Origin of the sequence: Acinetobacter sp. CFCC 10889, from assembly GCF_003268395.1 — a bacterium.
Classification (GTDB): domain Bacteria; phylum Pseudomonadota; class Gammaproteobacteria; order Pseudomonadales; family Moraxellaceae; genus Acinetobacter.
This window is the reverse complement of the sequence record NZ_LQXQ01000012.1, coordinates 1-21583: the sequence shown is the minus strand read 5'-3', so window position 1 is coordinate 21583 and position 21583 is coordinate 1. Positions and strand designations below refer to the sequence as shown.

Here is a 21583-nt window from a genome sequence, read left to right as displayed (position 1 = left end):
CGGCATAAATGATAACTACTTCACATATTATAACATTAAATATGTGAAAAGTATAAAGAAAACTTACAGCGTAAAAGGGCTTCTATAGTGTGGGATAGAAGCCCTTTTTTTTATCTAAATGGCTTTAGCCATCAATATAAATATCTAGATACATAAAAAGCGGATTCTAAAATCCGCTTTTACCTTAACTTTGGATGGCAATCTCACCAAATTTACCACTGTTAAAATCATTAAAAGCTTGAATGATTTCATCTTTGCTATTCATCACAAAAGGACCATAGCCTTGAATCGGTTCATTCAACGGTTTACCTGTCAATACTAAGAATTTAGCATCCTGCAATGCTTCAATTTGAATATGTGCTTCAGCATCTTTGGCAAACATCACAATCGAATGGTCTTGCACATGTTGTGTTGTATTGAGCATTAATTCACCCTCAAGTACCACAAGCAATGTATTGTGATCAACAGGTACAAAAATATTTTGTACATGCCCTGCTCTTAAAGTCGCATCCCACACATTCACAGGACTAAAGGTCAAGGCTGCACCTTGTTGTTCTGCATATTGTCCTGCGATAACACGCAGTTGACCTGCATTATTTTCAAATTTGACCACAGGAATATCTTTTGCTTCAATCGCTTGATATTTCGGTGCTGTCATTTTATCTGCCGCAGGTAAATTCACCCAAAGTTGCACCATTTCAAACATGCCACCTTTTTCAGCAAAATCATGTGAATGAAATTCCTCATGTACTAACCCCGCACCTGCTGTCATCCATTGCACATCACCAGTTTTAATGGTGCCACCACCACCTGCCGAATCTTTATGACTAACTTCACCTTGATAGGCGATCGTGACCGTTTCAAAACCACGATGCGGATGTGAACCTACACCATGTTGTGCTGTAGTTGCAGCAAAATGGTATGGTGCAGCATAGTCCAACAGTAAAAATGGACTGATTGCCTGACCTAGACGATCATAAGAGAATAGGTTTTTGACAGGAAAACCATCGCCCACCCAGTGCATATTTTTATTGCGATAAACGCCAACAACTTTTTTCATTTCTATCTCCCAGTTGGGACTGAATATGAATGCTATTTTAATGATTCTAAATCCGTGATTATAGCAATTTGATAGCAATCTCTATCCCAAAAACAGGACAATAAAATAAAATGATACAATTTCAGAACAGATTCAAAAATTTAATCGACTATCTTATAGATAAGACAATTTGTCTTAAAAATGCGTCTTTTTCTTTCAACATTTTAACCCTAGTATAAAACCGTACCCTGCTGGCTACTGATCATATTTCATCTCAGTATCTGCATCATTTTAAATAATAGTCACCTTACACAGGAATAATTCAAATGGGAAAACCATACGTTCGTTTAGACAAAGACAATGCCGCAGTACTTCTTGTTGACCATCAAACGGGGCTCTTGTCCTTGGTTCGTGATATCGATCCAGACAAATTTAAAACCAATGTCCTTGCAGTTGCAGCAGCCGCAAAATACTTTAATTTACCAACGATTTTAACCACAAGTTTTGAAAATGGTCCAAATGGTCCGCTTGTACCTGAACTAAAAGAAATGTTTCCAGACGCACCATTTATCGCACGTCCTGGTCAAATTAATGCATGGGATAATGAAGATTTTGTTAAAGCAGTCAAAGCGACTGGTAAGAAACAATTGATTATCGCAGGTGTTGTAACAGAAGTCTGCGTTGCTTTCCCTGCACTGTCGGCACTTGAAGAAGATTTTGAAGTTTTTGTGGTGACAGATGCATCGGGGACCTTTAATCCGCTTACTCGTGATGCAGCATGGGATCGTATGTCGAGTGCAGGCGCACAGTTGATGACCTGGTTTGGTATGGCGTGTGAATTACACCGTGATTGGCGTAATGATGTAGAGGGCTTGGGCGCATTATTCTCAAATCATATTCCTGATTATCGCAACCTGATGAACAGCTATAGCTTCTTCAATTCAGAAGAAAAATAAGTATGACAATATCGGTTTTAAAAGCGATCTTCTGATCGCTTTTTCTTATTTATAGGATAAAAAAGATTATTGTGCATTATGATATGGTGCATAAAAAGCTTTATTCAGGACAATTCATGCATTCTTTTGATGATTATTACTACTTCTATCTGGTGGTCAAGTATGGTGGATTTAGTGCTGCCAGTGAAGCAACGGACATTACCAAATCCAAACTCAGTCGGCGCATTTTAGACTTAGAAGCCAAATTTAATGTCACCCTGATTCAACGCTCAACTCGTCATTTTAAAGTGACTGCTTTGGGGCAGGAGTTTTTTGAAGAATGCAAAAAAAATCATCGAACATGCCGATCATATTGAAAATATTTTATTGAAACAAAGCAGTATAGAACCGCAAGGTTTAATCAAATTCAGTTGCCCGCCCATGATGATGCAACATCAAATTCAGCCACTTTTAACACAATTTTTAAAAACCTACCCCAAAGTTAATATTGAAATGGAACTCAGCAGTCGCAGGGTGGATGTGTTGAATGATGATATTGATTTGGCGATTCGAACCAATTTTTCAGCCAATGAAGACTCGAGTATTATCGTGCGTGATGTGATTAAAACCACACATTGTCTGGTGGCAAGCCCTGCACTTTTACAAGGTCGACAACTAACGCATATTACTGAATTGTATGATTTTCCAAGTATTGCTTTAGGCAGTCAAAAACAGGCTTCCCATTGGCATTTGCATAATATTTCACATGCGGAACAGATTGAGATCCATCTGCAACCACGAGTGAAAAGCAATGATCTTTCAGGTGTTTATCATGCCGTTTTAGACGGTTTAGGCATTGCTGATCTGCCCTATTTAACGGTGGAAAAAGATATTCAATCAGGTCGTTTAATCCATATATTACCTGAATGGTGTTCTAATATTGGTACAGTGCAATTGGTCTATGCATCACGAAAAGGACAAGCAATGATCATGGATAAATTCATTGAACATCTTATTCAAGGTATGCGAAATTATGCAGATCAGCATCAAGGTTATTTGACTTAAATACAAAAAATCCAAAGCCGAAACTTTGATTTTTATAGTCAATCTATTGAAATATTTAAATACTTAGATTTTGCCAATCAGATCAATCGAAGGTGCAAGTGTTGCATCACCTTCTTTCCATTTTGCAGGGCAAACTTCACCAGGATGTGCATGAACATATTGTGCAGCTTTGACTTTACGAAGAAGTTCTTGTGCATCACGACCAATACCACCCGCATTGATTTCAACAATTTGGATCTTCCCTTCAGGGTCGATCACAAATGTTCCACGATCTGCCAAACCTTCCGCTTCGATCAGCACTTCAAAGTTTTTCGCCAAAGTCCATGTTGGATCACCCACCATAGTATATTGGATTTTTTTGATTTCGTCAGATGCATCATGCCAAGCTTTGTGGGTGAAATGTGTATCTGTAGATACTGAATAAATCTCTACACCCATTTTTTGGAATTCTGCATAGTTATCTGCAAGATCGCCCAATTCAGTTGGACAAACAAATGTAAAATCAGCAGGATAGAAAAATACAACTGACCATTTACCGATCATATCCTGTTCTGAAACTTCAACAAATTCACCATTTTTATATGCTGTTGCATGAAATGGTTTAACGTGGGTATTGATTAAGCTCATTGGGTATTCCTTCAATTCGTTGCAGGGATTGCTTGTCTGTGAAGCTAGAATACGCAAAAACGCTAAATCGGTAAAACAGAAGTTTTTTATAATTATAATCTATTTTTTAGATTAAAAATACAGGACATGATCGGCACTTTAGATTACTCTGAAAAGTACGCAATATTGTTCCACGCTGTCTTTGCCAAAACATTTTGATAATCTTGTGGTGAAGTTTTCACTTTATGCGACAACCACGCCCGACAATAACTTTCCGTTGCCCCGATGACCAAAGATAATAGTAATTCTTGTGGAATATTGTTAATTTTATCAGCATCTTCAAAGCCTTGTATGCATTTCATTAAATCTTGATTACGTTGCTGATTGACGTGTTTTAATTCCAAATCTTGATCAACACGATTCACCAATGCCCCTGACATATATAAAAAACGTGCAAAATCAGCATAATCCATCACCCAATCAATATAACTCCTCACAATGGCTTTAATCGCTTCTTCTAAAGAGCGGACTTGCGATAAAGCGTGTTCACGGCGCTGCGCCTGATCTTGCAAAGCACTCAAATATAAAGCCCGAACAATGCCTTCTTTATTTTTAAAATGATGATAAATCGCCCCAACACTGGTTTCAGCACGTTCACGGATCATCTCAATATTGGTGGTTTCAATCCCATGATTTAAAAAGCAAAATAAGGCTTCATGTAAAATCGTGCGTTTTAATTCTGCCCGTTTTCCAACATAAATCCGTTGTAATAATTCGATATTTTCCATCAATTTTAAATTCCACAACCTTGCTTTGACCGACTTGGCAGCAGAATGTGTCTGCCGAGCCAATAACAGAATATTATTCTGTATTAGAATTATATTCTGTTTTACTTCTTTTGGAAATAACAATGAGCCAAGCATTAAAATTATGGAATCGCTTTAAAAACAAACCCGCAGGGAAATGGACATTTTCAAAATTGATTTGCCTGAAAGCACCGTATTTCGGCAGTATTTCCCCTGTTTTTGAACAACTTGCACCGAATTATTGTGAAATTAAAATCAAGAAGCAGCGTTCTGTGCTGAACCATATCGGAACGGTTCATGCGATTGCAATGTGTAATATGGCTGAACTTGCAGGCGGAACCATGACGGATGCGACTGTACCTTCTTCGCATCGCTGGATTCCCAAAGGTATGACGGTGGAATATTTAAAGAAAGCAGAAACAGATTTGACTGCGATTGCTACACCTGTTGAGGCAGATTTTCAGTGGAATCAAGGCAGTGATTATTTGGTGAATGTTGAAGTGAAAGATATTCATCAAAATACTGTGTTTAAAGCCGTGATTACCATGTGGGTATCGGCGAAGAAGTAATAATCTAAATCTCCTTTGAAAATAAAGGAGATTTATTTAGTTTTATGATTATAAATCAGCATTTCCCCTTTTGGAAATGCACCTTTCCACCCTGTAGGAAAACCACCTTGTTCCAAGATCAACAGAATTTCCTGCCAAAATGGAGGAATTTCATCAAAGAAAATTTTATAATTAAAAATAACAAATAAATAACTATGCAGATGTCCTTGCAACTCATTTGGAAATCCTTTCAAATCTGCACTTTCAAATAATTTTCGAGAGAATTCATCTTCTAAATAGTGCTTCAATAAAACATTATATTCTTCTTGAACACTGTGCTCCAACTCTGATTCCAACGCCCAAATCGAACACATATCCCCTCGATCTTCAATAAAATCGATCCAATATGTATATTCTTCACCATAATTCAAATCAATATCTTGATCAGTTGAAAATTCAATCGCATCTTTTTCATTTTCAATGATGATATTTTTATGATCATGATAGTTTCCTGCTAAAAATTCAGGAGAATGAATCAGTACTATCAACTGCTGAAATACATCTTCTACTCTTTTTAAAATTGGATGTGCTGACATTTTTTATTTTCTCATTTCTCTATTTTTCAATAAAAAACCCTCTGTTTGCACAAAGGGTTTGGATGACGATTTACCGTTTTAAGTGTTAATCAGAACGGAAGATCATCATCTAAATCTGCTGGTGCTTGTGCAGGTGTCGCAGGCGCTGCTGCTGGCTTAGGCGATTGGAAACCTTGGTTTACATTGTTGCCCGCATTGCCATAGTTACCTTGGTTGCTATTGCCTTGGTTACCATAGCCGCCTTGATTGCCCTGATTACCATAGCCGCCTTGGTTGTTATTAAAACCACCTTGCTGATTATTATTGTTATTAAAACGAGGTTGGCTATAACCGCCATTATCACCACCAAAGCCTTGACCCTGTTCACCTTGCTGACGGTTTGAATCAAGCATTTGCATTTGTTCACCACGGATTTCTGTGGTGTAACGCTCTTGACCATTTTGATCTGTCCATTGACGAGTACGCAATGAACCTTCGATATAAACTTTTGAGCCTTTACGTAAATATTGCTGTGCAATTTCACCTAAACGGTTGTGCAATACGATACGGTGCCATTCTGTTTGTTCTTTTCGTTCGCCTGTATTCTTATCTGTCCAAGATTCACTGGTTGCAATTGAAAACTGAGTGAGAGAACCACCATTTGGGAAAGTTTTCGTTTCTGGATCACGACCCAAAGTACCCACTAAAATGACTTTATTTACACCACGCATCAGAGATTATCTTCCTATTCGATTCTATGTTTTACTTTATAAGAGTTATGTTTAAATGGCTACCTCTTTGCCAAACAAGTGCGTTAAATGTTGTCGCCCAGCATCATCTATTTGCTGTTTATCAACCTTTATATATGCCACTTGCTGTTCTGACATCACCACAACTTCTTCAATACCACGAATTGCCAATAACTGAGAAGTCCAATTATCGGTTTGTTGATTTTCAGGCAAACGTAAGACGATGGATGTTAAGTAACGAGGTTGCGCCAAACCAAAACTGATCAGCAACCAAATTATAGCAATAGCTGTTAGCACACTCCAACCCATTGTAGTGTTATTTAACAACAATAATTGCCCCCCCAATGTTCCACCAAAAAATGCACCTAAGAACTGTCCACTGGCATTGACACCCATCGCAGTTGCTTTGGATTGGATGGGTGCAGCTTTCGATAACCACGAGGGTAATAATGCTTCCATCACATTAAAAGCAATAAAAAATAAACCCAAGCCGAGTAAGAGAATATATTTAGACTCATAACCAAAAATTAAAATCGCTAATCCTGCAATAATCCCTGCAATTGCAGTCAGGAAAATCCCCCGCATTTTGCGATATTTTTCCGCCAAAATAATACTTGGAAATGCAAAGAACAGGCTGATCACTAATAAGGGCAAATACACAATGCCATGTTTTGATAGTGGAATACCTGCAAAATTAATCAATTGTGATGGGACATAGACAAACATCGCAGTCAGCAATAAATGTAGTGAAAATACCGACACATGCAGACGATTGAGATCCCCCATTTTCAACACTTGCTTGAGCTGGTTGAGATAACCTTGTTTAAAATTCTTATGGTGACGTGTGGTTTTCGGCACGAGGAATAAGCTTACAATCGCTAATAAGCCCATGATGGTCGTTACCCAGAACAAACCTGAAATTCCCACCAAAGTCGTGAGCCAAGGTCCTAAGCTAAAAGCCACAGTAAAAGATAAACCGATGCTCATCCCCATGACTGCCATGGCTTTGGTTCGGTTTTCTTCACGTGTGACATCTGCAAGTAGCGCCATCACCACTGCAGAAACAGCCCCTGCTCCTGCAATTGCTCGCCCGATGATCACCCCATAAATGGTTTCCGACATAGCAGCAACTGCACCGCCTAAAGCAAATAACAACAAGCCAAAAATAATCAGCGGTTTACGACTAAAACGGTCTGCCCAAAGGCTAAAAGGAATTTGCAAAAGTGCCTGACTCAAGCCATAAACACCCACTGCTAAACCAAGCAATGCAGGCGTAGCATATTGATATGACTGCCCTGCAACAGCAAAGACAGGAATGATCATGAACAACCCCAACATGCGTAAGGCAAAAATACTACTTAATGCAAAGGTGGAACGGCGCTCTATGGAATTCATCATATCAATAAACTTTTCAAAACTTTTTTCACTTTATTCCCACGCTATCATCGCATATTGCCACGAGTTTGTGGGAGATCTAGGTACAAAAAAGGACGTATAAATACGTCCTCATTATGAATATTTTTCTTAAAAAAGCATTAATGCTGTGCAATCCGTTTGTTGTATTGAATAGATGCAAGCACTGCCCAAACAATAAATGCCACACCGATTAAACCTGTGACCACTTCAGGTACATGCAGACCTGTTCCACTCGCAATCATAATAAATGCCAACGCACCAATCGCATAATGTGCGCCATGTTCAAGGTAGATATATGCATCCAAAGTACCTTTTTCAACAAGATAAATGGTCATCGAACGCACAAACATCGCACCAATTGCAAGACCTAGCATGATAATGACAACATCAGAGGTAATCGCAAATGCACCTATCACGCCATCAAAACTGAATGATGCATCCAATACTTCTAGGTAGATAAAACCACCAATACCCGCTTTAATTGCACCCGTTGGCGCACCAGAAGCATCATGACCAATCGCATTACCATTTTCATCGACTTCAGGTTCACCCCCAAGTAAATGACTGAGTACTTGTACCCCGATATAAATCACGATACCCCAAATCCCCGCCATTGTTACCACAAGACGTTTTGCTTCTTCGACATTGGCAGCCATAATCAATAAAGCAATCAATGCTAAAAATACTGACATTGCAGGAACATTGGCTAAATGGGCTAAACGTGCTTCAAGCCATTTAAACCAATGCGTATCTTTACCTTCATCCAAGAAAAAGTTTAAAAATACCAAAAGTAAGAATGAACCACCAAATGCCGCAATTTCAGCATGATGGGCAATCAAACGTGCTGAATAATTCTTTGGATCATTCAATGCCATATTCACCACTTCCATCATGCCCATGTCAGCTGTTGCTGCCACAATCACAATCGGAAAGATCAAACGCATACCAAAAACTGCGATAAGAATACCAACTGTTAAAAAGATCATTTTCCAAAAATGATCCCAGCCTCGTAAAACTGAAGCATTGACCACAGCATTATCAAAAGAAAGTGAAACCTCCATCACTGCTAAAATCGCAGTAATAGTCAATGCCGTGAACATGGTCTTTAAGCCAGCTTCTGGACCGTGGTGAAACCCCCAGTAGGCAGAAATCGCAAGACACACGACCGTAAAAATGATTGAGAAACCAAAATGTTTCCACATGATAGACGACCTATGAATATTTTTATCTAAGGATAAATGAAGAGTGCTTAAAGCAAGGTTTAAGCCAGATATGCTAATTATGACAACTTTTACTGATTTTACTTAAACTCTTCGTATGATTTTTTTGAACATGTGACATGATTTAAACGGTTTTTCAGGTCGTAAATTTTTTAATTGTTGTTATAGTTAAGCCATTATTTATAAACTGTTTGGAATAACTTTATGTCATTTTCTCAAGACGTTTGGCAACGTAATCTAGCACTTTATCAAAAAACCTTAGCACTTCCTTTTAACCAAGAACTGGCTGCTGGTACTTTAGATCAAGCCGCTTTTTGCCACTATGTCATTCAAGATGCTCACTATTTAGTGGCGTATGGTCGTGCTTTAGCAGTCTGTGGTGCGAAAGCCTTTGATGCCGATGACATTATCCAGTTTACTCAAGGTGCAAAAGAAGCGATTGTCGTTGAACGTAGTTTGCATGATGGTTTTATGCAAGATTTTGGTATCAGCAAAGATGATTTTGAAAATACGCCTTTAACTTTAGCTTGCCACCATTACACATCATTTTTAACAGCAACGGCTTGGTCAGAAAGTTATCCTGTGGTTTTGGCATCACTTTTACCATGCTTTTGGATTTATGCTGAAGTGGGTAAGGACATTGTCAGTGCTTCTGTACCCAATAACCCGTATCAAGCATGGGTAGATACCTATTCAGGTGAAGAATTTACTCAAGCAGTAAAAAATGTTTTAGCGACCATTGATCGTATTGCAGAACGTTGTGATGCTGACACCATTGAGAAAATGCACAAGGCGTATACCAAAGGTGCTGAACTTGAATATTTATTTTGGGATGGTGCTTATCATCAAAGACAATGGCTTAGTTTAGATGAGCAATAAGCTTTAAAAATTACGGTGTTTCACTTTTCTCTTGCGCTCAATATAACGCAAGAGAAATGGTCATTTATACACATTCAAAAAATTTAAATTCCTTTTAAATTTTCAAAATCCACATGAGTCAAACCGACATCTAACTTGGTAATTTCATATTGAGCAACCGCCTGAAAAGGATCTGATTTTAAAATATCTTCAAGTTCAGCAAGTGGCATATTTTTCGTAAACAATACCCCTCCTGTCACAGGATCTTTGCGCCCAGCAGCAATGAAATGACCGAGTTCAAATTGTTGTTTAAGCCATTTCACATGATCTCGCAAATAGGCATCAACTTCTTCTAAGCTTTTTTGATACTGCAATTGAATGATATACATTGTTATTTTCCTGTTTAATACATTACTTTTACACTTTCCACAGCTTCAAGCATACACCATTCAAACAAAATAATACTGTGCATAAATTGATGCAAGATTTATGAAAAATAACTATTCCAACCAAAAATCAACACCACTGCTGCGATGATCCAACATGCTGTAGCAACCCCCAAGCACGACCAAATCGGCATTTTCGTTGCCAACATATATACTGCCAAAAGATAGACAAAATAAGGAATTAAAGACCACATGCCAAACAAAGCAGTTTGCCTTAATGCTTCTGCACCTTTATCTTGTGCCACGATCACATGGGCGATTAACGCAAAAGTAGGAAATAGTGGAACTAAACCTGCAATATAAAACACCTTGCTTTTAGACAGTAAAGCGATCAATAACACCACTGCTGCCCCCATGACACATTTCAAAAATAAAGACAGCATGTGGATTCAATCCAAAAAATAAAATGATTCAAGTAAAAATTTTAACGCATTCTTTTTCGTAAATGGAAATATGACTGCATGTAAAGCAACATCAAATAAACATTGAGACTAGACAATTTATTTCAATTCAAACATAATTAATGATAATAATTATCATTATCAATATTTATCACTTTGATCAATTGTGAGGTTTCTATGCAAAATCCGACTTTAGCGACAGAGGCGATTCGTACATTTTTCACTTTGCAATGCTGTTGGCTCAACAGTGAGGAAATTTATCTGGAAAAAGGATGCACACACTGCGGCGCTGCTGCCACTTATTTAATTTATTATACCAATTCACACATTCAAAAAATGATGCTGGAATTTATTGAAAAGTATAACTGTCATCTGTCCAGAGGTTGGGATTTATTGGATTTGCATGACTTTGAAGAACAATACAATGATTTCTTACAATTGCTTGAAAAAGAAGTCAATTTCTATGCCAGACAACATCATGATATTGCACGTCCATTTGCATTTGAAGCATTGGATTCTATTTTTGAACGACCTTTTGCGCTGGCGTGTTAGGACTACAATTTCTATAACCTACAATGCCAAGAGGAGCTATATCTCCTCTTGTGAGAGTGTGGGCGACCAAACTTAATAAAGCAATTAAGCAACAAAATTGACCACCAACAATGCAATCAAAGCGGGCAATGCCTGAATATATAAGATCTTTTTACTTGCAGTCATTGCACCATAAAGTCCTGCAACCAATACACAGCCGAGGAAAAAATTGGCAAGTTGCAGAGCAAATGGTGCAGCCGCACATACGGACCAAATCAAACCTGCGGCTAAAAAGCCATTATATAAACCTTGATTCTGCGCCAACACTTTGGTCAGTTTCGCCTTCTCCAAGTTATTGCCAAAGGCTTTCATTCCCATTGGCTTGTCCCACAAAAACATTTCCAAGATCAGAAAATAAATGTGCAGCAAGGCAATGACAGCAATTAAAATTTTACCAATAATCATACTCAGTCCTTTGTTTTTATCCTGCTGAATCCGCAAAAAAGTATACTTTGAATGCTTTATTTTAATGGCAAAAATGTGAAAAATATCGATATTCTATCAAAAATGATTGACTTGTGAAGTCAGACAAAGTCCTTTACCTTGATCTATTGAAAAGTATCACTCTACTGACATAAATTGACGCTAGAAAATGATTTAATACAGCTTGAACAAAATTAAATCGTTATCATATATACCCTTCCATTTGCACAATTTCGAGATATTTTATGAGCCAAAGTCATATCCGTATTCGAGGCGCACGTACCCATAATTTGAAAAATGTGTCTCTCGATATTCCACGCGACAAGTTTGTGGTGATCACGGGACTTTCAGGCTCTGGAAAGTCATCTCTGGCATTTGACACTTTATATGCCGAAGGTCAGCGTCGTTATGTCGAATCGCTTTCCGCTTATGCACGTCAATTCCTTTCACAAATGGAAAAACCTGAAGTCGATTCAATAGAAGGTTTAAGCCCTGCGATTGCGATTGAGCAAAAATCAACAAGTCATAACCCACGTTCAACGGTGGGAACCATTACTGAAATTTATGATTATTTACGTCTGCTCTATGCACGTGTTGGAACACCGTACTGTCCTGAACATGATTTACCGATGGTCGCACAAACGGTTTCGGAAATGGTCGATGCAGTCAAAGGTCTGGAAGAAGGCACAGCCCTGATGTTACTTGCGCCTGTTGTGCGTGAGCGTAAAGGTGAATACAGCAATTTATTTGACCAATTACAGAGTCAAGGTTTCGTTCGTGCCCGTGTCGATGGTGAAGTGATTGATATTGATACACCGCCTGAGTTGGATAAAAAGAAAAAACACACCATCGAAGTGGTGGTGGATCGTTTTAAAGTCCGTGATGATCTTGGTAACCGTATTGCGGAAAGTTTTGAAACAGCATTACGTTTAGGTGGTGATATTGCGATTTTATCGTGGATGAATGGCGAACAGCCTGAGCGTGTCTTTTCAGCAAAACATTCCTGCCCTGAGTGTGACCGTGCCGTTGCTGAACTCGAACCCCGCCTATTCTCATTCAACAATCCATTCGGTGCATGTCCAACCTGTGATGGTTTAGGAACACGTAGCCATTTCAGTGCTGAAAAACTCATTCCAAGTCCTGATGTTTCGATTAGCCAAGGGGCAATTCGTGGTTGGGATCGTCAACGTCCATATTATTATTCAATGATTCAGAAAGTTGCTGACCATTTCGGTTTTTCTTTGGATACACCGTGGAATGAACTGGATGCCGACACCAAAAAGAAATTTCTATACGGTACAGGCAAAGAAAAAGTCGACTTAAGCTACATTGATGAACGTGGTCGTAAACACAGTCGTGTACAGCCTTTTGAAGGAATTTTGCCACATCTGGAACGTCGCTATCGTGAAACAGAAAGCAACTATGTTCGTGATGATTTGGCGCAGTATTTATCCAATGCTGCCTGCGATGCCTGCGGTGGTTCACGTCTAAATGAAATTTCACGTCATGTTCGTGTCAAAGACAAAACCATTGCCCAAATCACCAAAATGTCGATTGGCGATGCAGAACATTATTATCAGGATTTAAATCTTGAGGGTGCCAAAGGCGAAATTGCCGATAAGATTTTTAAAGAAATCCGTGAGCGTCTGCACTTCCTTGTGTCTGTCGGTCTGAACTATTTAAGTCTGTCGCGTTCTGCGGAAACCCTTTCAGGCGGTGAAGCACAGCGTATTCGTTTAGCATCACAGATCGGTGCGGGTTTAATGGGCGTGATGTACGTCCTTGATGAACCATCCATTGGTCTGCATCAGCGTGATAATGATCGTCTGTTAGAAACTTTGGTTCGTTTACGTGACCTCGGCAATACGGTTTTAGTCGTTGAGCATGATGAAGATGCGATTCGTGCTGCTGACCATATTATTGATATTGGTCCTGGTGCAGGCGTACATGGCGGTCATGTGATTGCCGAAGGGACTTATGATGAAATTCTGGCAAATAAAGAGTCTTTAACAGGTCAATATTTATCAGGCAAATTGAAAATCGAAGTACCAAAACAGCGCACGCAACCGCCTAAGCCTGATGAAAAAATCAAGCTCATGGGTGCATGTGGTCATAACCTGCAAAATGTCGATTTAACCATTCCACTTGGCATTATGACCTGTGTGACGGGTGTTTCAGGTTCAGGTAAATCCACTTTGATTAACCGTACTTTGTTGCCGCTTGCCGCAACGCAGTTGAATGGTGCAACCACTCTAACCGCTGAAAAGTTTGATTCGATTGATGGCTTGCAATTCCTCGATAAAGTTGTGGATATTGACCAAAGCCCGATTGGTCGTACCCCACGTTCTAACCCTGCTACGTATACTGGTTTATTTACACCAATTCGTGAGTTATTTGCACAGACGCCTGAAGCCAAAGCACGTGGTTATGCTGCAGGTCGTTTCTCGTTTAACGTGAAAGGTGGTCGCTGTGAAGCCTGTGAGGGTGACGGCATGATCAAAGTGGCAATGCATTTCTTACCTGATATGTATGTGCCGTGCGATGCTTGTCACGGTGATCGTTATAACCGTGAAACTTTGGAAGTCGGTTATAAAGGTAAAAATATTTCAGATGTTTTAGGCATGACCGTTGAAGATGCGATGCATTTCTTTGATGCGATTCCTGTGATTCACCGTCGTCTGGAAACGTTAAATCAGGTCGGTTTGGGTTATATCCGTTTGGGTCAGTCTGCAACCACGCTTTCGGGTGGTGAAGCGCAACGTGTGAAATTGGCTCGTGAACTGGCAAAGCGTGATACAGGCAAGACTTTGTATGTGCTTGATGAACCAACCACAGGTCTGCATTTTCATGATATTGCGAAACTTTTGGATATTCTTCATGAGCTGCGCAATAAGGGTAATACCATTGTGGTGATTGAGCATAATCTGGATGTGATTAAAACTGCTGACTGGGTGATTGATCTGGGTCCTGAAGGTGGCGCAGGTGGTGGTCAGATTATTGCTGAGGGTACACCTGAACAAGTGGCAAAATCTAAAGTTTCACATACAGCGAAGTTTTTAAAGCCGATGTTGAAATAAGAATTATCTCCCTCTTATGAAGCTCAGCTCCTCATCTTTACAAAAGATGAAGAGATTCCCTCTCCTTTTAGGAGAGGGTTAGGGTGAGGTTATAGAAAAAGTGAAAATAAGTTAATTGAGGAAAATAATGCGCTTTTCAGAAAGATATGGGTATAAGCAGCCTTTACAATTAAAAAATGAAAAAGATATTAGTGCATCTTATAGGAATGAACTATGGAGCACACTCTATGGTCTGATTTTCTCTTTATATCGACAGTTTCCACTTTCAGAGGTTTCAACAACCGATACAGCACTCAAAGACTTTTTTATTGATACCTATACAAATTTGATTCATAAACCAATTGATAAAATACCTGAAAACATAAACTTAGCTATCAAAAAAATTAAAAAATATTTTATGTCATGTAAATGGTATGAAGTTTATGAAATGATAGAAATATTAGTAAAAAACTTCCCCAACATTCGAACAACTAAGAATCTGTTTACATTCAGCATTAATGATATTTTTGAAAAAAACTCTGCAAAATTCAGACTCATAAATAATCAAATTATACGAATCACCTCAGAACAAGAAATCCAATCTATTGAAGAAGCTTTAGCCAATACAAATCCTTATTCAGGTGTTCAACAACATCTCAACCAAGCTTTAAAATTGATGTCAGATCGTCAAAATCCTGACTATCGAAACTCAATTAAAGAAGCAATCAGTGCAGTTGAATCTATTTGTAAAATTGTGACCAATGATGAAAAAGCGACTTTAGGAAAAGCATTAAAAATCGTTGAGGATAAATTCGGTTTACATCCCGCATTGAAAGGAAGTTTAAGCCAACTTTATGGTTACACTTCTGATGGAGATGGAATTCGCCATGCAATGCTTGAAGAATCCAATCTAAGTTATATCGACGCTAAATTCATGCTCGTCGCATGTACTAACTTCATCAATTATTTAATTGAAAAAACGAAATAGTGATATCTCAAAAATAATCAAGACCTCTTACGAGATCTTAAATTTCTCAATGGTTCACCACTACTTTACTAATAACTTTTCTAATTAAAATCAAACATATCAATATGATGACGAGCGGAATTACCAAAGCATAAAAATAGCCACTATAATGAAATCACCTAGCTTCAGATTATAAACCCATACTAAACAATGATCGCTTTTATTAATTTATTTTATCCAAATAAACTATTTTACAGATGCACATAAATTTAATATATTAATCAACACAAGATAGATGAACATATTTTCAAATATCGCTGTAAATTTCTTGTAATACCTTTTTCTGCCCAGTCACCTCTATATCGACTGGGCTTTTTTTGCCTTTATCTCAGAAAACTATAAATATTTAACTTATCCAAAACATCTAAAGTCAATTGCTTACGTTCAGTAGCATCATCACCTTTTTCCATCTGCATATTTAAAGAAAATGCCGTAATTTTGCCATGACCATTGTCCACCCAACCTGTATACCATCCCACTTGGGGTTCTACATCCATGCCCCAACCGCTTTTTGCATACAGTTTTAAATCTCCTCGTTGCTCAATTAACAGCATTTCTTTCACTTGTTGCTGAACTTTTGCATCAAAAGGTAATTGCTCAGTTGCTAAACGATATATAAATTCAGCTTCTTGTTGCGGTGTGATCTCTAATGGACCTTGCAGCCAAAATTGATCAACTTGTGTACCGATCTCAGCATTACCAAATGCAACTCGTTTAATTTCACTTTGCATCAGCTCTAACCCAATCCGTCTCGCCAATTCCTGATAAACAGGTACAGCCGATGCTTGCATCGCTTCAGCCAAAGTCATGTCTTTTTGCCAACTTGCAAAGGCACGTGGTTGACCATCCCATTTAAAAATTTCAGTATTTGTGACTTTTTGATGCTGTAAGCCAATCAAAGCATTCAATATTTTAAAGGTTGACGCAGGAATAAATGCTGTATTGCCACGACTTAAATCATTACCAACCTGTTGAAACACTTTTCCATCGTAAAGCACCATCACTGCTTTGGTCTGTGCTTCATTAAATAAATGCGGAATATCTTGAGCTCTTGTATTGATGTCATATGGTTGAGCAACTGAGATGGGTTGTGGTTGTTTCATCATCTGCATTTCACAACCAAGACCTAAACTCGCCACACTGGTCAATATAACCCACTTGAAATACGTCATGATTTTTCCCTGAAATTAAGTCAGGAATGCATAATAAAGGATGTATTTTCTTTCAATATAAGTTTTTTTCTCAAGGATGTAAGAAAATATTTACAAGTGCAACAATTAAGTGCATAATGCACCTCATTAGGGCGATTTAGGAATATTCCTCAGCAGAATTTCTAGATTTTCCGAAGATTTTGGCGAAAAACCCCAGTTTCGATAAGAAATTGGGGTTTTTTTGGCAAAAATCATGCCAACATCATAATACATAGCACCAATATAGTGCATATCTAGATTAAAACAAGGCTCTCGTATATGCGATTTAAATCACAGTGTACTTTTAGCCAATCACATCATGAAAAATTCGGAATCATTCATATTTTTTAAATATTAATATTATTAAATTTTAAGCAAAAAAAACCCAATCTTGGGGAAAATTGGGCATTAAAAAATAAAACTATGGAGAAAGTAATCAAATCTATCATATAAATTTGATATAATAATTATGTAAAAAATAGTCAATAAAGTAAAGCCGATGAGTTTAGTATGATTTTAATCAAATCACACTATAAAAACAAAATGTAAACTAAGTCACATAAATATTTTTGTTTGATTTATTTTTAATCAGATATGTCATTTTTATGTCAATTATCATCATTCAATTCAACCATAAATGTATTCATCCTCATATTAAGAATCAACTGAAATAAAACTTAATAATCATTTTTTACAATTAATTAATAAAAATTCATCCACAAAACCAATTAAATTATTTTCTATTTTTCTCATTTTTTCGTGATTTTTCACGATTTATTTCATTGTTCTGATTGATGTTTTTTTAAGGTTGACTTCACACAGATCATCTGTCTATTTTTCACCCACTACCACATTTAGAGTATTAACTCAAAATATAATGTCTTTATACATCATTGACTTAATATATTGTTACAATACAATGCAGGTTGTTTAACCCATTTCAAAAGACTGGAAATGATTATGAAAAAACTCGGTTTAGCCACTGCTTTATTATTAGCCATGACCGGTGCTCAAGCGTATCAATTTGAAGTTCAAGGTCAATCTGAATACATCGACACAACTGTAAATGACAAAGATTTTACAGGTGGTATTCAAGGTACGTATTACCTGAAAGATGTTGATGCTTCTAAAGGTCCTTTGGCTGAAGCTGCATTTTTAAACCAAGCTTCTAACGTTTCGCTTGCATATAACTATGGCGAAGTTGGTTCAAATGGTGTTGACATCATCGCTCATAACTTTGGTGCTAAAGCTGAAGCTTATGTTCCAACTAAATTCGTTCCTGCTTATGCAAGTGCATCTTATAGCCATACGATTCTTGACAGTAAAAACCAAAATCGTAAAGACAATAATGGCGATCGTTATGCATTAGAAGTGGGTGCTCTTCCAACTCAAAACTTCTTAGTTGCTGTAGGTTATACAAGTGTTGCTGACCAAGCTGCATTTGATGCTTTCAATGTGATGGGCACAGGTATTGCGAAAGCATCTGCTGAAGCTAAAACAATTGGTAATGACCAAGATGCGATCACTGCACGTACTAAATATGTAGGTAACATTGATGGTACAAACATGGCTGTTGGTTTTGAAACAGGCATCATTTATGGTGATGACACTGCTTACCAATTGAAAACTGATTTGTATTTAAATCCTAAATTAAGCGTAGGCGTGTCTTATGCTGAATCAAGCTACGAAGGTACACCTGACTCAGCTGTAGGTGCAAATGTAAATTACTTCATCACTCCTGCTATTGCAGTGGGCGCAAGCTATGTAAATGCAAACTATGAAGCTGTAAAAGGTCAAGCAGTTGCATATGTTGGCGACACTCAAACTGTTGGCGTAAATGCTAAATTCCGTTTCTAAGATCTAATCTTTAGAAATTGAATCAAAAAAAGGACTCTAATTTAGAGTCCTTTTTTGTATAAGGAATTAGATTTAATTACGAATCACATTTAAAAAATGTAAATGACGTTCATATTGATCAATGATGTCTTGTAATAGATCTTCTTGCGTCCAATCCATTACATCATAGCCCTGCCCGCCTTCACGTAAAAACACTTCAGCCTGATAAAACTCATCAATTTCATCATGTTGTTCATCTAACATAAAACTTGCTGCTTCAGTTTGATGAGTTTGTACTTTATAGACAAAGTTGAGTTCACTTTGGTGATCGACACTCAAAGCTAAACCATCATCGACCTCACGGATATTCACCTCTAAATGACGGCGCTTAAATTCACGTTGAATACTTTCAAAAGCCTGTCGTACTTGATGTTGAATATAGTCATCCACTTCATCGCGTGTATGCGGATAGTGCATGATCAAACCTAAACGTTGTTGCCAACTGCGAGGATTTTGTACTGCACGTGGGGTAATTCGAGCAACTTGCAAAGCATTCATTTTCGTGACATCTAAACGCAATGCTTTGAGTAATCCCCAACACAGAAGCAACATAATAAATGTAAAAGGTAAAGCACTCATCATGGTTGCCGATTGTAGTGCGCCCAATCCACCAACAAGCAAAAGAATGATCGACAAAACTGCCATTAATGCCGTCCAAAAGAGGCGCTGCCAAATTGGCGAGTTTTCTGATTTCGCTGTGAGATAATCCGTCACTAACGCACCGGAGTCAGCAGAAGTCACAAAGAATAGCACCACCAAAATCGTTGCAATAAAGCTTGAAATACCAGCAAAAGGTAAATGACTTAAAAACTCAAACAGCGCCACTGATGAATCATTTTGAACTGCGGTGATTAAACTAGTGTGTCCTTGTTCTAAAATGCTGAACAGTGCGGCATTGCCCATGAAACCCATCCAAATCAGGGTAAAGCCTGTTGGAATTAGCAATACACCCACAATGAACTCACGAATAGTCCGTCCTCGTGATACCCGCGCAATAAACATTCCTACAAATGGTGACCAAGAAATCCACCATGCCCAATACATAATCGTCCAACCACCAATCCAACCATTCGGTTGATACGCATAGAGATTAAAGGTCATGGAGAATAAATTGGACATATACTGTCCAGCATTTTGAATGGTGGTTTGTAAAATATAAATACTTGAACTGGCTAAAAATACAAAGACCAATAAAGACAATGCAAGCACTAAATTCAGTTCAGATAAGCGTTTAATTCCTTTATCTAAGCCCAAACCCACAGATAAAGATGCCAAAGCACTGACAAAAATAATCAGCATGATTTGCGTGCTGATCTGGTTTTCCCAACCAAATAAATAACTCAAACCTGAGTTAATCTGTGTGACGCCAAAACCCAATGTCGTTGCAACACCAAAAACCGTTCCAAGTGTTGCAAAGGTATCGACCGCATCACCCATTGGTCCATAGATTTTTTTACCAATAATCGGATATAAACCTGAACGAACTTTTAAAGGCAAATTATAGCGGAATGCAAAATAAGCCAATGTTAAACCAACTAAGGCATAGATTGCCCAAGCATGTAATCCCCAATGGAAAAAGGTGATTCGCATCGCTTGCTGTGCGGCTTGTACCGTTTGTGCATCACCTGTAGGTGGACTGACATAATGCATGACGGGTTCAGCCACACCAAAAAACATCAATCCAATCCCCATCCCTGCGGTAAATAGCATGGCGAACCAAGAGCCACTGCTATATTCGGGTTGGCTATGATCAGGGCCAAGTTTTATTTTCCCCATGTCTGATAATGCAATAAACACAAGAACCAAAAGAAAAATTGCAACCGCAAGTACATAGAACCAACTAAATGAATCGGTAATCCACTGATTCATTTGTTTGGTCATGAGATCAAAAGCATTCGGTGTCAAAATCACGAATGCTAAAAAAATAACGATAATTCCAACCGTACTGAAAAACACATTTGGATTGACATTATCAAACCAAGATGACTTTTTGGAAGGCATATCTTCCTCACATTTTTTTAATTAATGGGCAGACCCTATGGGTCAAGAAAGGCATTCACAAGAAGTGAAAAAGAGCAGACTCAGCTTAAGAAAAGTCCAAATTTGATTATAATTCAGGCAAAAAATCGATACAGTTTACTTACTGTAAAAAATATTCAATTGAAATTATTCATTTTTATGTGCGATGTAATGTAAAGCAATCAAACGCGAAACAATCAATGCTAAGTACATCACGCCACCAAACATTTGTAACATTGCCACTATTCGTGCAGCAGGTGCGAGTGGAATTACATCAGACAGTCCTGTAGCAGACTGCAAACTAAAACTTAAGAAGAGTAAATCCAACCATGTTTGGTACTCTCCTACATGATTTGGATTTTGAAAACTATTGGGCACGAGTAACTGACAAATACTATATAAAAACGCAAAGCCCCATGCGATCAAGGTAAAAACAGCCCCTGCTGCAAACAGTTCATCTTTGGTGAGATAGCGGTCTTCAAACATATAACGCACTAAACCATAAGCAGCGCAGAAATAAGCCATGGCTTCAAAGAAATGCGCTGTGATTTGCATCGGAATGGAACGTTGCCCAATGAGCATCAAAATCGAAAATATAAATGCACCACCAACAAAAAATAGTCCAATCACACTATAAACAGGCGTTTGCCGAATCACTTTAGCAATCATTAATAAAGCCAAAACGCCTAAAGCCCACATCAAAATTTGGTGGTGTAT

At 38.1% G+C, this 21583-nt stretch carries 20 protein-coding genes and 1 pseudogene; 8 read left to right on the top strand and 13 right to left on the bottom strand.

The annotated features are described in order from the left end of the window. Window positions 1–184 precede the first annotated feature (184 nt). Entirely contained in the window at window positions 185–1060 is an 876-nt protein-coding gene (locus tag AVJ19_RS06105; RefSeq protein WP_111858887.1) for a pirin family protein, read from the bottom strand. Between the two features lie 305 nt (window positions 1061–1365). Here AVJ19_RS06105 and ycaC point away from each other — a divergent pair, with 305 nt between their 5' ends. Further along, complete coding sequence (gene ycaC / locus AVJ19_RS06100) at window positions 1366–1995, top strand: isochorismate family cysteine hydrolase YcaC (RefSeq protein WP_111858886.1); 630 nt, start codon at window positions 1366–1368, stop codon at window positions 1993–1995. Window positions 1996–2111: 116 nt separating this feature from the next. Continuing rightward, window positions 2112–3039: pseudogene (locus AVJ19_RS06095) on the top strand (LysR substrate-binding domain-containing protein). Window positions 3040–3102: 63 nt separating this feature from the next. Here the strand turns inward: AVJ19_RS06095 and ahpC are convergent. After that, on the bottom strand, window positions 3103–3666 hold the full coding sequence (gene ahpC / locus AVJ19_RS06090) for an alkyl hydroperoxide reductase subunit C (RefSeq protein WP_111858885.1): 564 nt from the start codon (window positions 3664–3666) through the stop codon (window positions 3103–3105). Between the two features lie 143 nt (window positions 3667–3809). Further along, window positions 3810–4436: a TetR/AcrR family transcriptional regulator gene (locus AVJ19_RS06085; protein WP_416240571.1), complete on the bottom strand. Its 627-nt coding sequence runs from the start codon at window positions 4434–4436 to the stop codon at window positions 3810–3812. Between the two features lie 119 nt (window positions 4437–4555). Between AVJ19_RS06085 and AVJ19_RS06080 the strand changes: the two genes are divergently transcribed. Next, window positions 4556–5020 (top strand): hotdog fold domain-containing protein, encoded by a 465-nt coding sequence (locus AVJ19_RS06080; RefSeq protein ID WP_111858883.1) that lies wholly within the window; start codon window positions 4556–4558, stop codon window positions 5018–5020. 32 nt (window positions 5021–5052) lie between these two features. On the opposite strand, the gene AVJ19_RS06075 is transcribed toward AVJ19_RS06080, so the two are convergent. The 4 genes from AVJ19_RS06075 to AVJ19_RS06060 all read right to left on the bottom strand — a co-directional run bounded on the left by AVJ19_RS06075 (window position 5053) and on the right by AVJ19_RS06060 (window position 8941). Continuing rightward, complete coding sequence (locus AVJ19_RS06075) at window positions 5053–5595, bottom strand: hypothetical protein (protein WP_111858882.1); 543 nt, start codon at window positions 5593–5595, stop codon at window positions 5053–5055. An 89-nt stretch (window positions 5596–5684) separates the two neighbouring features. After that, window positions 5685–6305, bottom strand: coding sequence for a single-stranded DNA-binding protein (gene ssb / locus AVJ19_RS06070; RefSeq protein WP_111858881.1), 621 nt, complete (start codon window positions 6303–6305; stop codon window positions 5685–5687). 51 nt (window positions 6306–6356) lie between these two features. Next, window positions 6357–7721 (bottom strand): MFS transporter, encoded by a 1365-nt coding sequence (locus AVJ19_RS06065; protein ID WP_111858880.1) that lies wholly within the window; start codon window positions 7719–7721, stop codon window positions 6357–6359. 137 nt (window positions 7722–7858) lie between these two features. After that, window positions 7859–8941 (bottom strand): DUF475 domain-containing protein, encoded by a 1083-nt coding sequence (locus AVJ19_RS06060; protein WP_111858879.1) that lies wholly within the window; start codon window positions 8939–8941, stop codon window positions 7859–7861. Between the two features lie 222 nt (window positions 8942–9163). Between AVJ19_RS06060 and tenA the strand changes: the two genes are divergently transcribed. Continuing rightward, complete coding sequence (gene tenA, locus AVJ19_RS06055) at window positions 9164–9838, top strand: thiaminase II (protein ID WP_111858878.1); 675 nt, start codon at window positions 9164–9166, stop codon at window positions 9836–9838. A gap of 83 nt (window positions 9839–9921) precedes the next feature. On the opposite strand, the gene AVJ19_RS06050 is transcribed toward tenA, so the two are convergent. Beyond that, window positions 9922–10206, bottom strand: coding sequence for a YciI family protein (locus tag AVJ19_RS06050; protein ID WP_111858877.1), 285 nt, complete (start codon window positions 10204–10206; stop codon window positions 9922–9924). Between the two features lie 98 nt (window positions 10207–10304). Then, the gene (locus tag AVJ19_RS06045; RefSeq protein ID WP_111858876.1) at window positions 10305–10646 is read right to left on the bottom strand and encodes a GlpM family protein; all 342 of its coding nucleotides are present in this window, start codon (window positions 10644–10646) and stop codon (window positions 10305–10307) included. Window positions 10647–10841: 195 nt separating this feature from the next. On the opposite strand from AVJ19_RS06045, the gene AVJ19_RS06040 reads away from it, so the two are divergent. Then, entirely contained in the window at window positions 10842–11216 is a 375-nt protein-coding gene (locus AVJ19_RS06040; protein ID WP_111858875.1) for a hypothetical protein, read from the top strand. An 84-nt stretch (window positions 11217–11300) separates the two neighbouring features. Here AVJ19_RS06040 and AVJ19_RS06035 read toward each other — a convergent pair whose 3' ends face one another. Beyond that, on the bottom strand, window positions 11301–11657 hold the full coding sequence (locus AVJ19_RS06035; protein WP_111858952.1) for a DUF1304 domain-containing protein: 357 nt from the start codon (window positions 11655–11657) through the stop codon (window positions 11301–11303). Window positions 11658–11923: 266 nt separating this feature from the next. On the opposite strand from AVJ19_RS06035, the gene uvrA reads away from it, so the two are divergent. Both uvrA and AVJ19_RS06025 read left to right on the top strand, forming a co-directional pair. Further along, window positions 11924–14755, top strand: a complete 2832-nt coding sequence (gene uvrA / locus AVJ19_RS06030) for an excinuclease ABC subunit UvrA (RefSeq protein WP_111858874.1) — start codon at window positions 11924–11926, stop codon at window positions 14753–14755. Between the two features lie 127 nt (window positions 14756–14882). Then, on the top strand, window positions 14883–15722 hold the full coding sequence (locus AVJ19_RS06025) for an AbiJ-NTD4 domain-containing protein (RefSeq protein ID WP_111858873.1): 840 nt from the start codon (window positions 14883–14885) through the stop codon (window positions 15720–15722). 362 nt (window positions 15723–16084) lie between these two features. On the opposite strand, the gene blaOXA is transcribed toward AVJ19_RS06025, so the two are convergent. Then, a complete protein-coding gene (gene blaOXA, locus AVJ19_RS06020) occupies window positions 16085–16867 on the bottom strand; it encodes a class D beta-lactamase (RefSeq protein WP_416240572.1) in 783 nt (260 codons plus the stop codon). Between the two features lie 1038 nt (window positions 16868–17905). On the opposite strand from blaOXA, the gene omp33-36 reads away from it, so the two are divergent. After that, on the top strand, window positions 17906–18808 hold the full coding sequence (gene omp33-36 / locus AVJ19_RS06015; protein ID WP_228203300.1) for a porin Omp33-36: 903 nt from the start codon (window positions 17906–17908) through the stop codon (window positions 18806–18808). Window positions 18809–18880: 72 nt separating this feature from the next. Here the strand turns inward: omp33-36 and AVJ19_RS06010 are convergent, their stop codons facing one another. Then, the gene (locus AVJ19_RS06010; RefSeq protein ID WP_111858871.1) at window positions 18881–20848 is read right to left on the bottom strand and encodes a BCCT family transporter; all 1968 of its coding nucleotides are present in this window, start codon (window positions 20846–20848) and stop codon (window positions 18881–18883) included. A gap of 165 nt (window positions 20849–21013) precedes the next feature. Beyond that, window positions 21014–21583, bottom strand: a 570-nt coding sequence (locus AVJ19_RS06005) for an ion channel (RefSeq protein ID WP_213067199.1), incomplete at its 5' end; no start/stop codon positions are given.

What these genes read in the sequence shown, in the direction of transcription:
- AVJ19_RS06105 (WP_111858887.1), bottom strand. Translation starts at nt 1,060, where the DNA reads ATGAAAAAAGTTGTTGGCGTTTATCGCAATAAAAATATGCACTGGGTG.
- ycaC (WP_111858886.1), top strand. Translation starts at nt 1,366, where the DNA reads ATGGGAAAACCATACGTTCGTTTAGACAAAGACAATGCCGCAGTACTT.
- ahpC (WP_111858885.1), bottom strand. Translation starts at nt 3,666, where the DNA reads ATGAGCTTAATCAATACCCACGTTAAACCATTTCATGCAACAGCATAT.
- AVJ19_RS06080 (WP_111858883.1), top strand. Translation starts at nt 4,556, where the DNA reads ATGAGCCAAGCATTAAAATTATGGAATCGCTTTAAAAACAAACCCGCA.
- AVJ19_RS06075 (WP_111858882.1), bottom strand. Translation starts at nt 5,595, where the DNA reads ATGTCAGCACATCCAATTTTAAAAAGAGTAGAAGATGTATTTCAGCAG.
- ssb (WP_111858881.1), bottom strand. Translation starts at nt 6,305, where the DNA reads ATGCGTGGTGTAAATAAAGTCATTTTAGTGGGTACTTTGGGTCGTGAT.
- AVJ19_RS06065 (WP_111858880.1), bottom strand. Translation starts at nt 7,721, where the DNA reads ATGATGAATTCCATAGAGCGCCGTTCCACCTTTGCATTAAGTAGTATT.
- AVJ19_RS06060 (WP_111858879.1), bottom strand. Translation starts at nt 8,941, where the DNA reads ATGTGGAAACATTTTGGTTTCTCAATCATTTTTACGGTCGTGTGTCTT.
- tenA (WP_111858878.1), top strand. Translation starts at nt 9,164, where the DNA reads ATGTCATTTTCTCAAGACGTTTGGCAACGTAATCTAGCACTTTATCAA.
- AVJ19_RS06050 (WP_111858877.1), bottom strand. Translation starts at nt 10,206, where the DNA reads ATGTATATCATTCAATTGCAGTATCAAAAAAGCTTAGAAGAAGTTGAT.
- AVJ19_RS06045 (WP_111858876.1), bottom strand. Translation starts at nt 10,646, where the DNA reads ATGCTGTCTTTATTTTTGAAATGTGTCATGGGGGCAGCAGTGGTGTTA.
- AVJ19_RS06040 (WP_111858875.1), top strand. Translation starts at nt 10,842, where the DNA reads ATGCAAAATCCGACTTTAGCGACAGAGGCGATTCGTACATTTTTCACT.
- uvrA (WP_111858874.1), top strand. Translation starts at nt 11,924, where the DNA reads ATGAGCCAAAGTCATATCCGTATTCGAGGCGCACGTACCCATAATTTG.
- AVJ19_RS06025 (WP_111858873.1), top strand. Translation starts at nt 14,883, where the DNA reads ATGCGCTTTTCAGAAAGATATGGGTATAAGCAGCCTTTACAATTAAAA.
- blaOXA (WP_416240572.1), bottom strand. Translation starts at nt 16,867, where the DNA reads ATGATGAAACAACCACAACCCATCTCAGTTGCTCAACCATATGACATC.
- omp33-36 (WP_228203300.1), top strand. Translation starts at nt 17,906, where the DNA reads ATGATTATGAAAAAACTCGGTTTAGCCACTGCTTTATTATTAGCCATG.
- AVJ19_RS06010 (WP_111858871.1), bottom strand. Translation starts at nt 20,848, where the DNA reads ATGCCTTCCAAAAAGTCATCTTGGTTTGATAATGTCAATCCAAATGTG.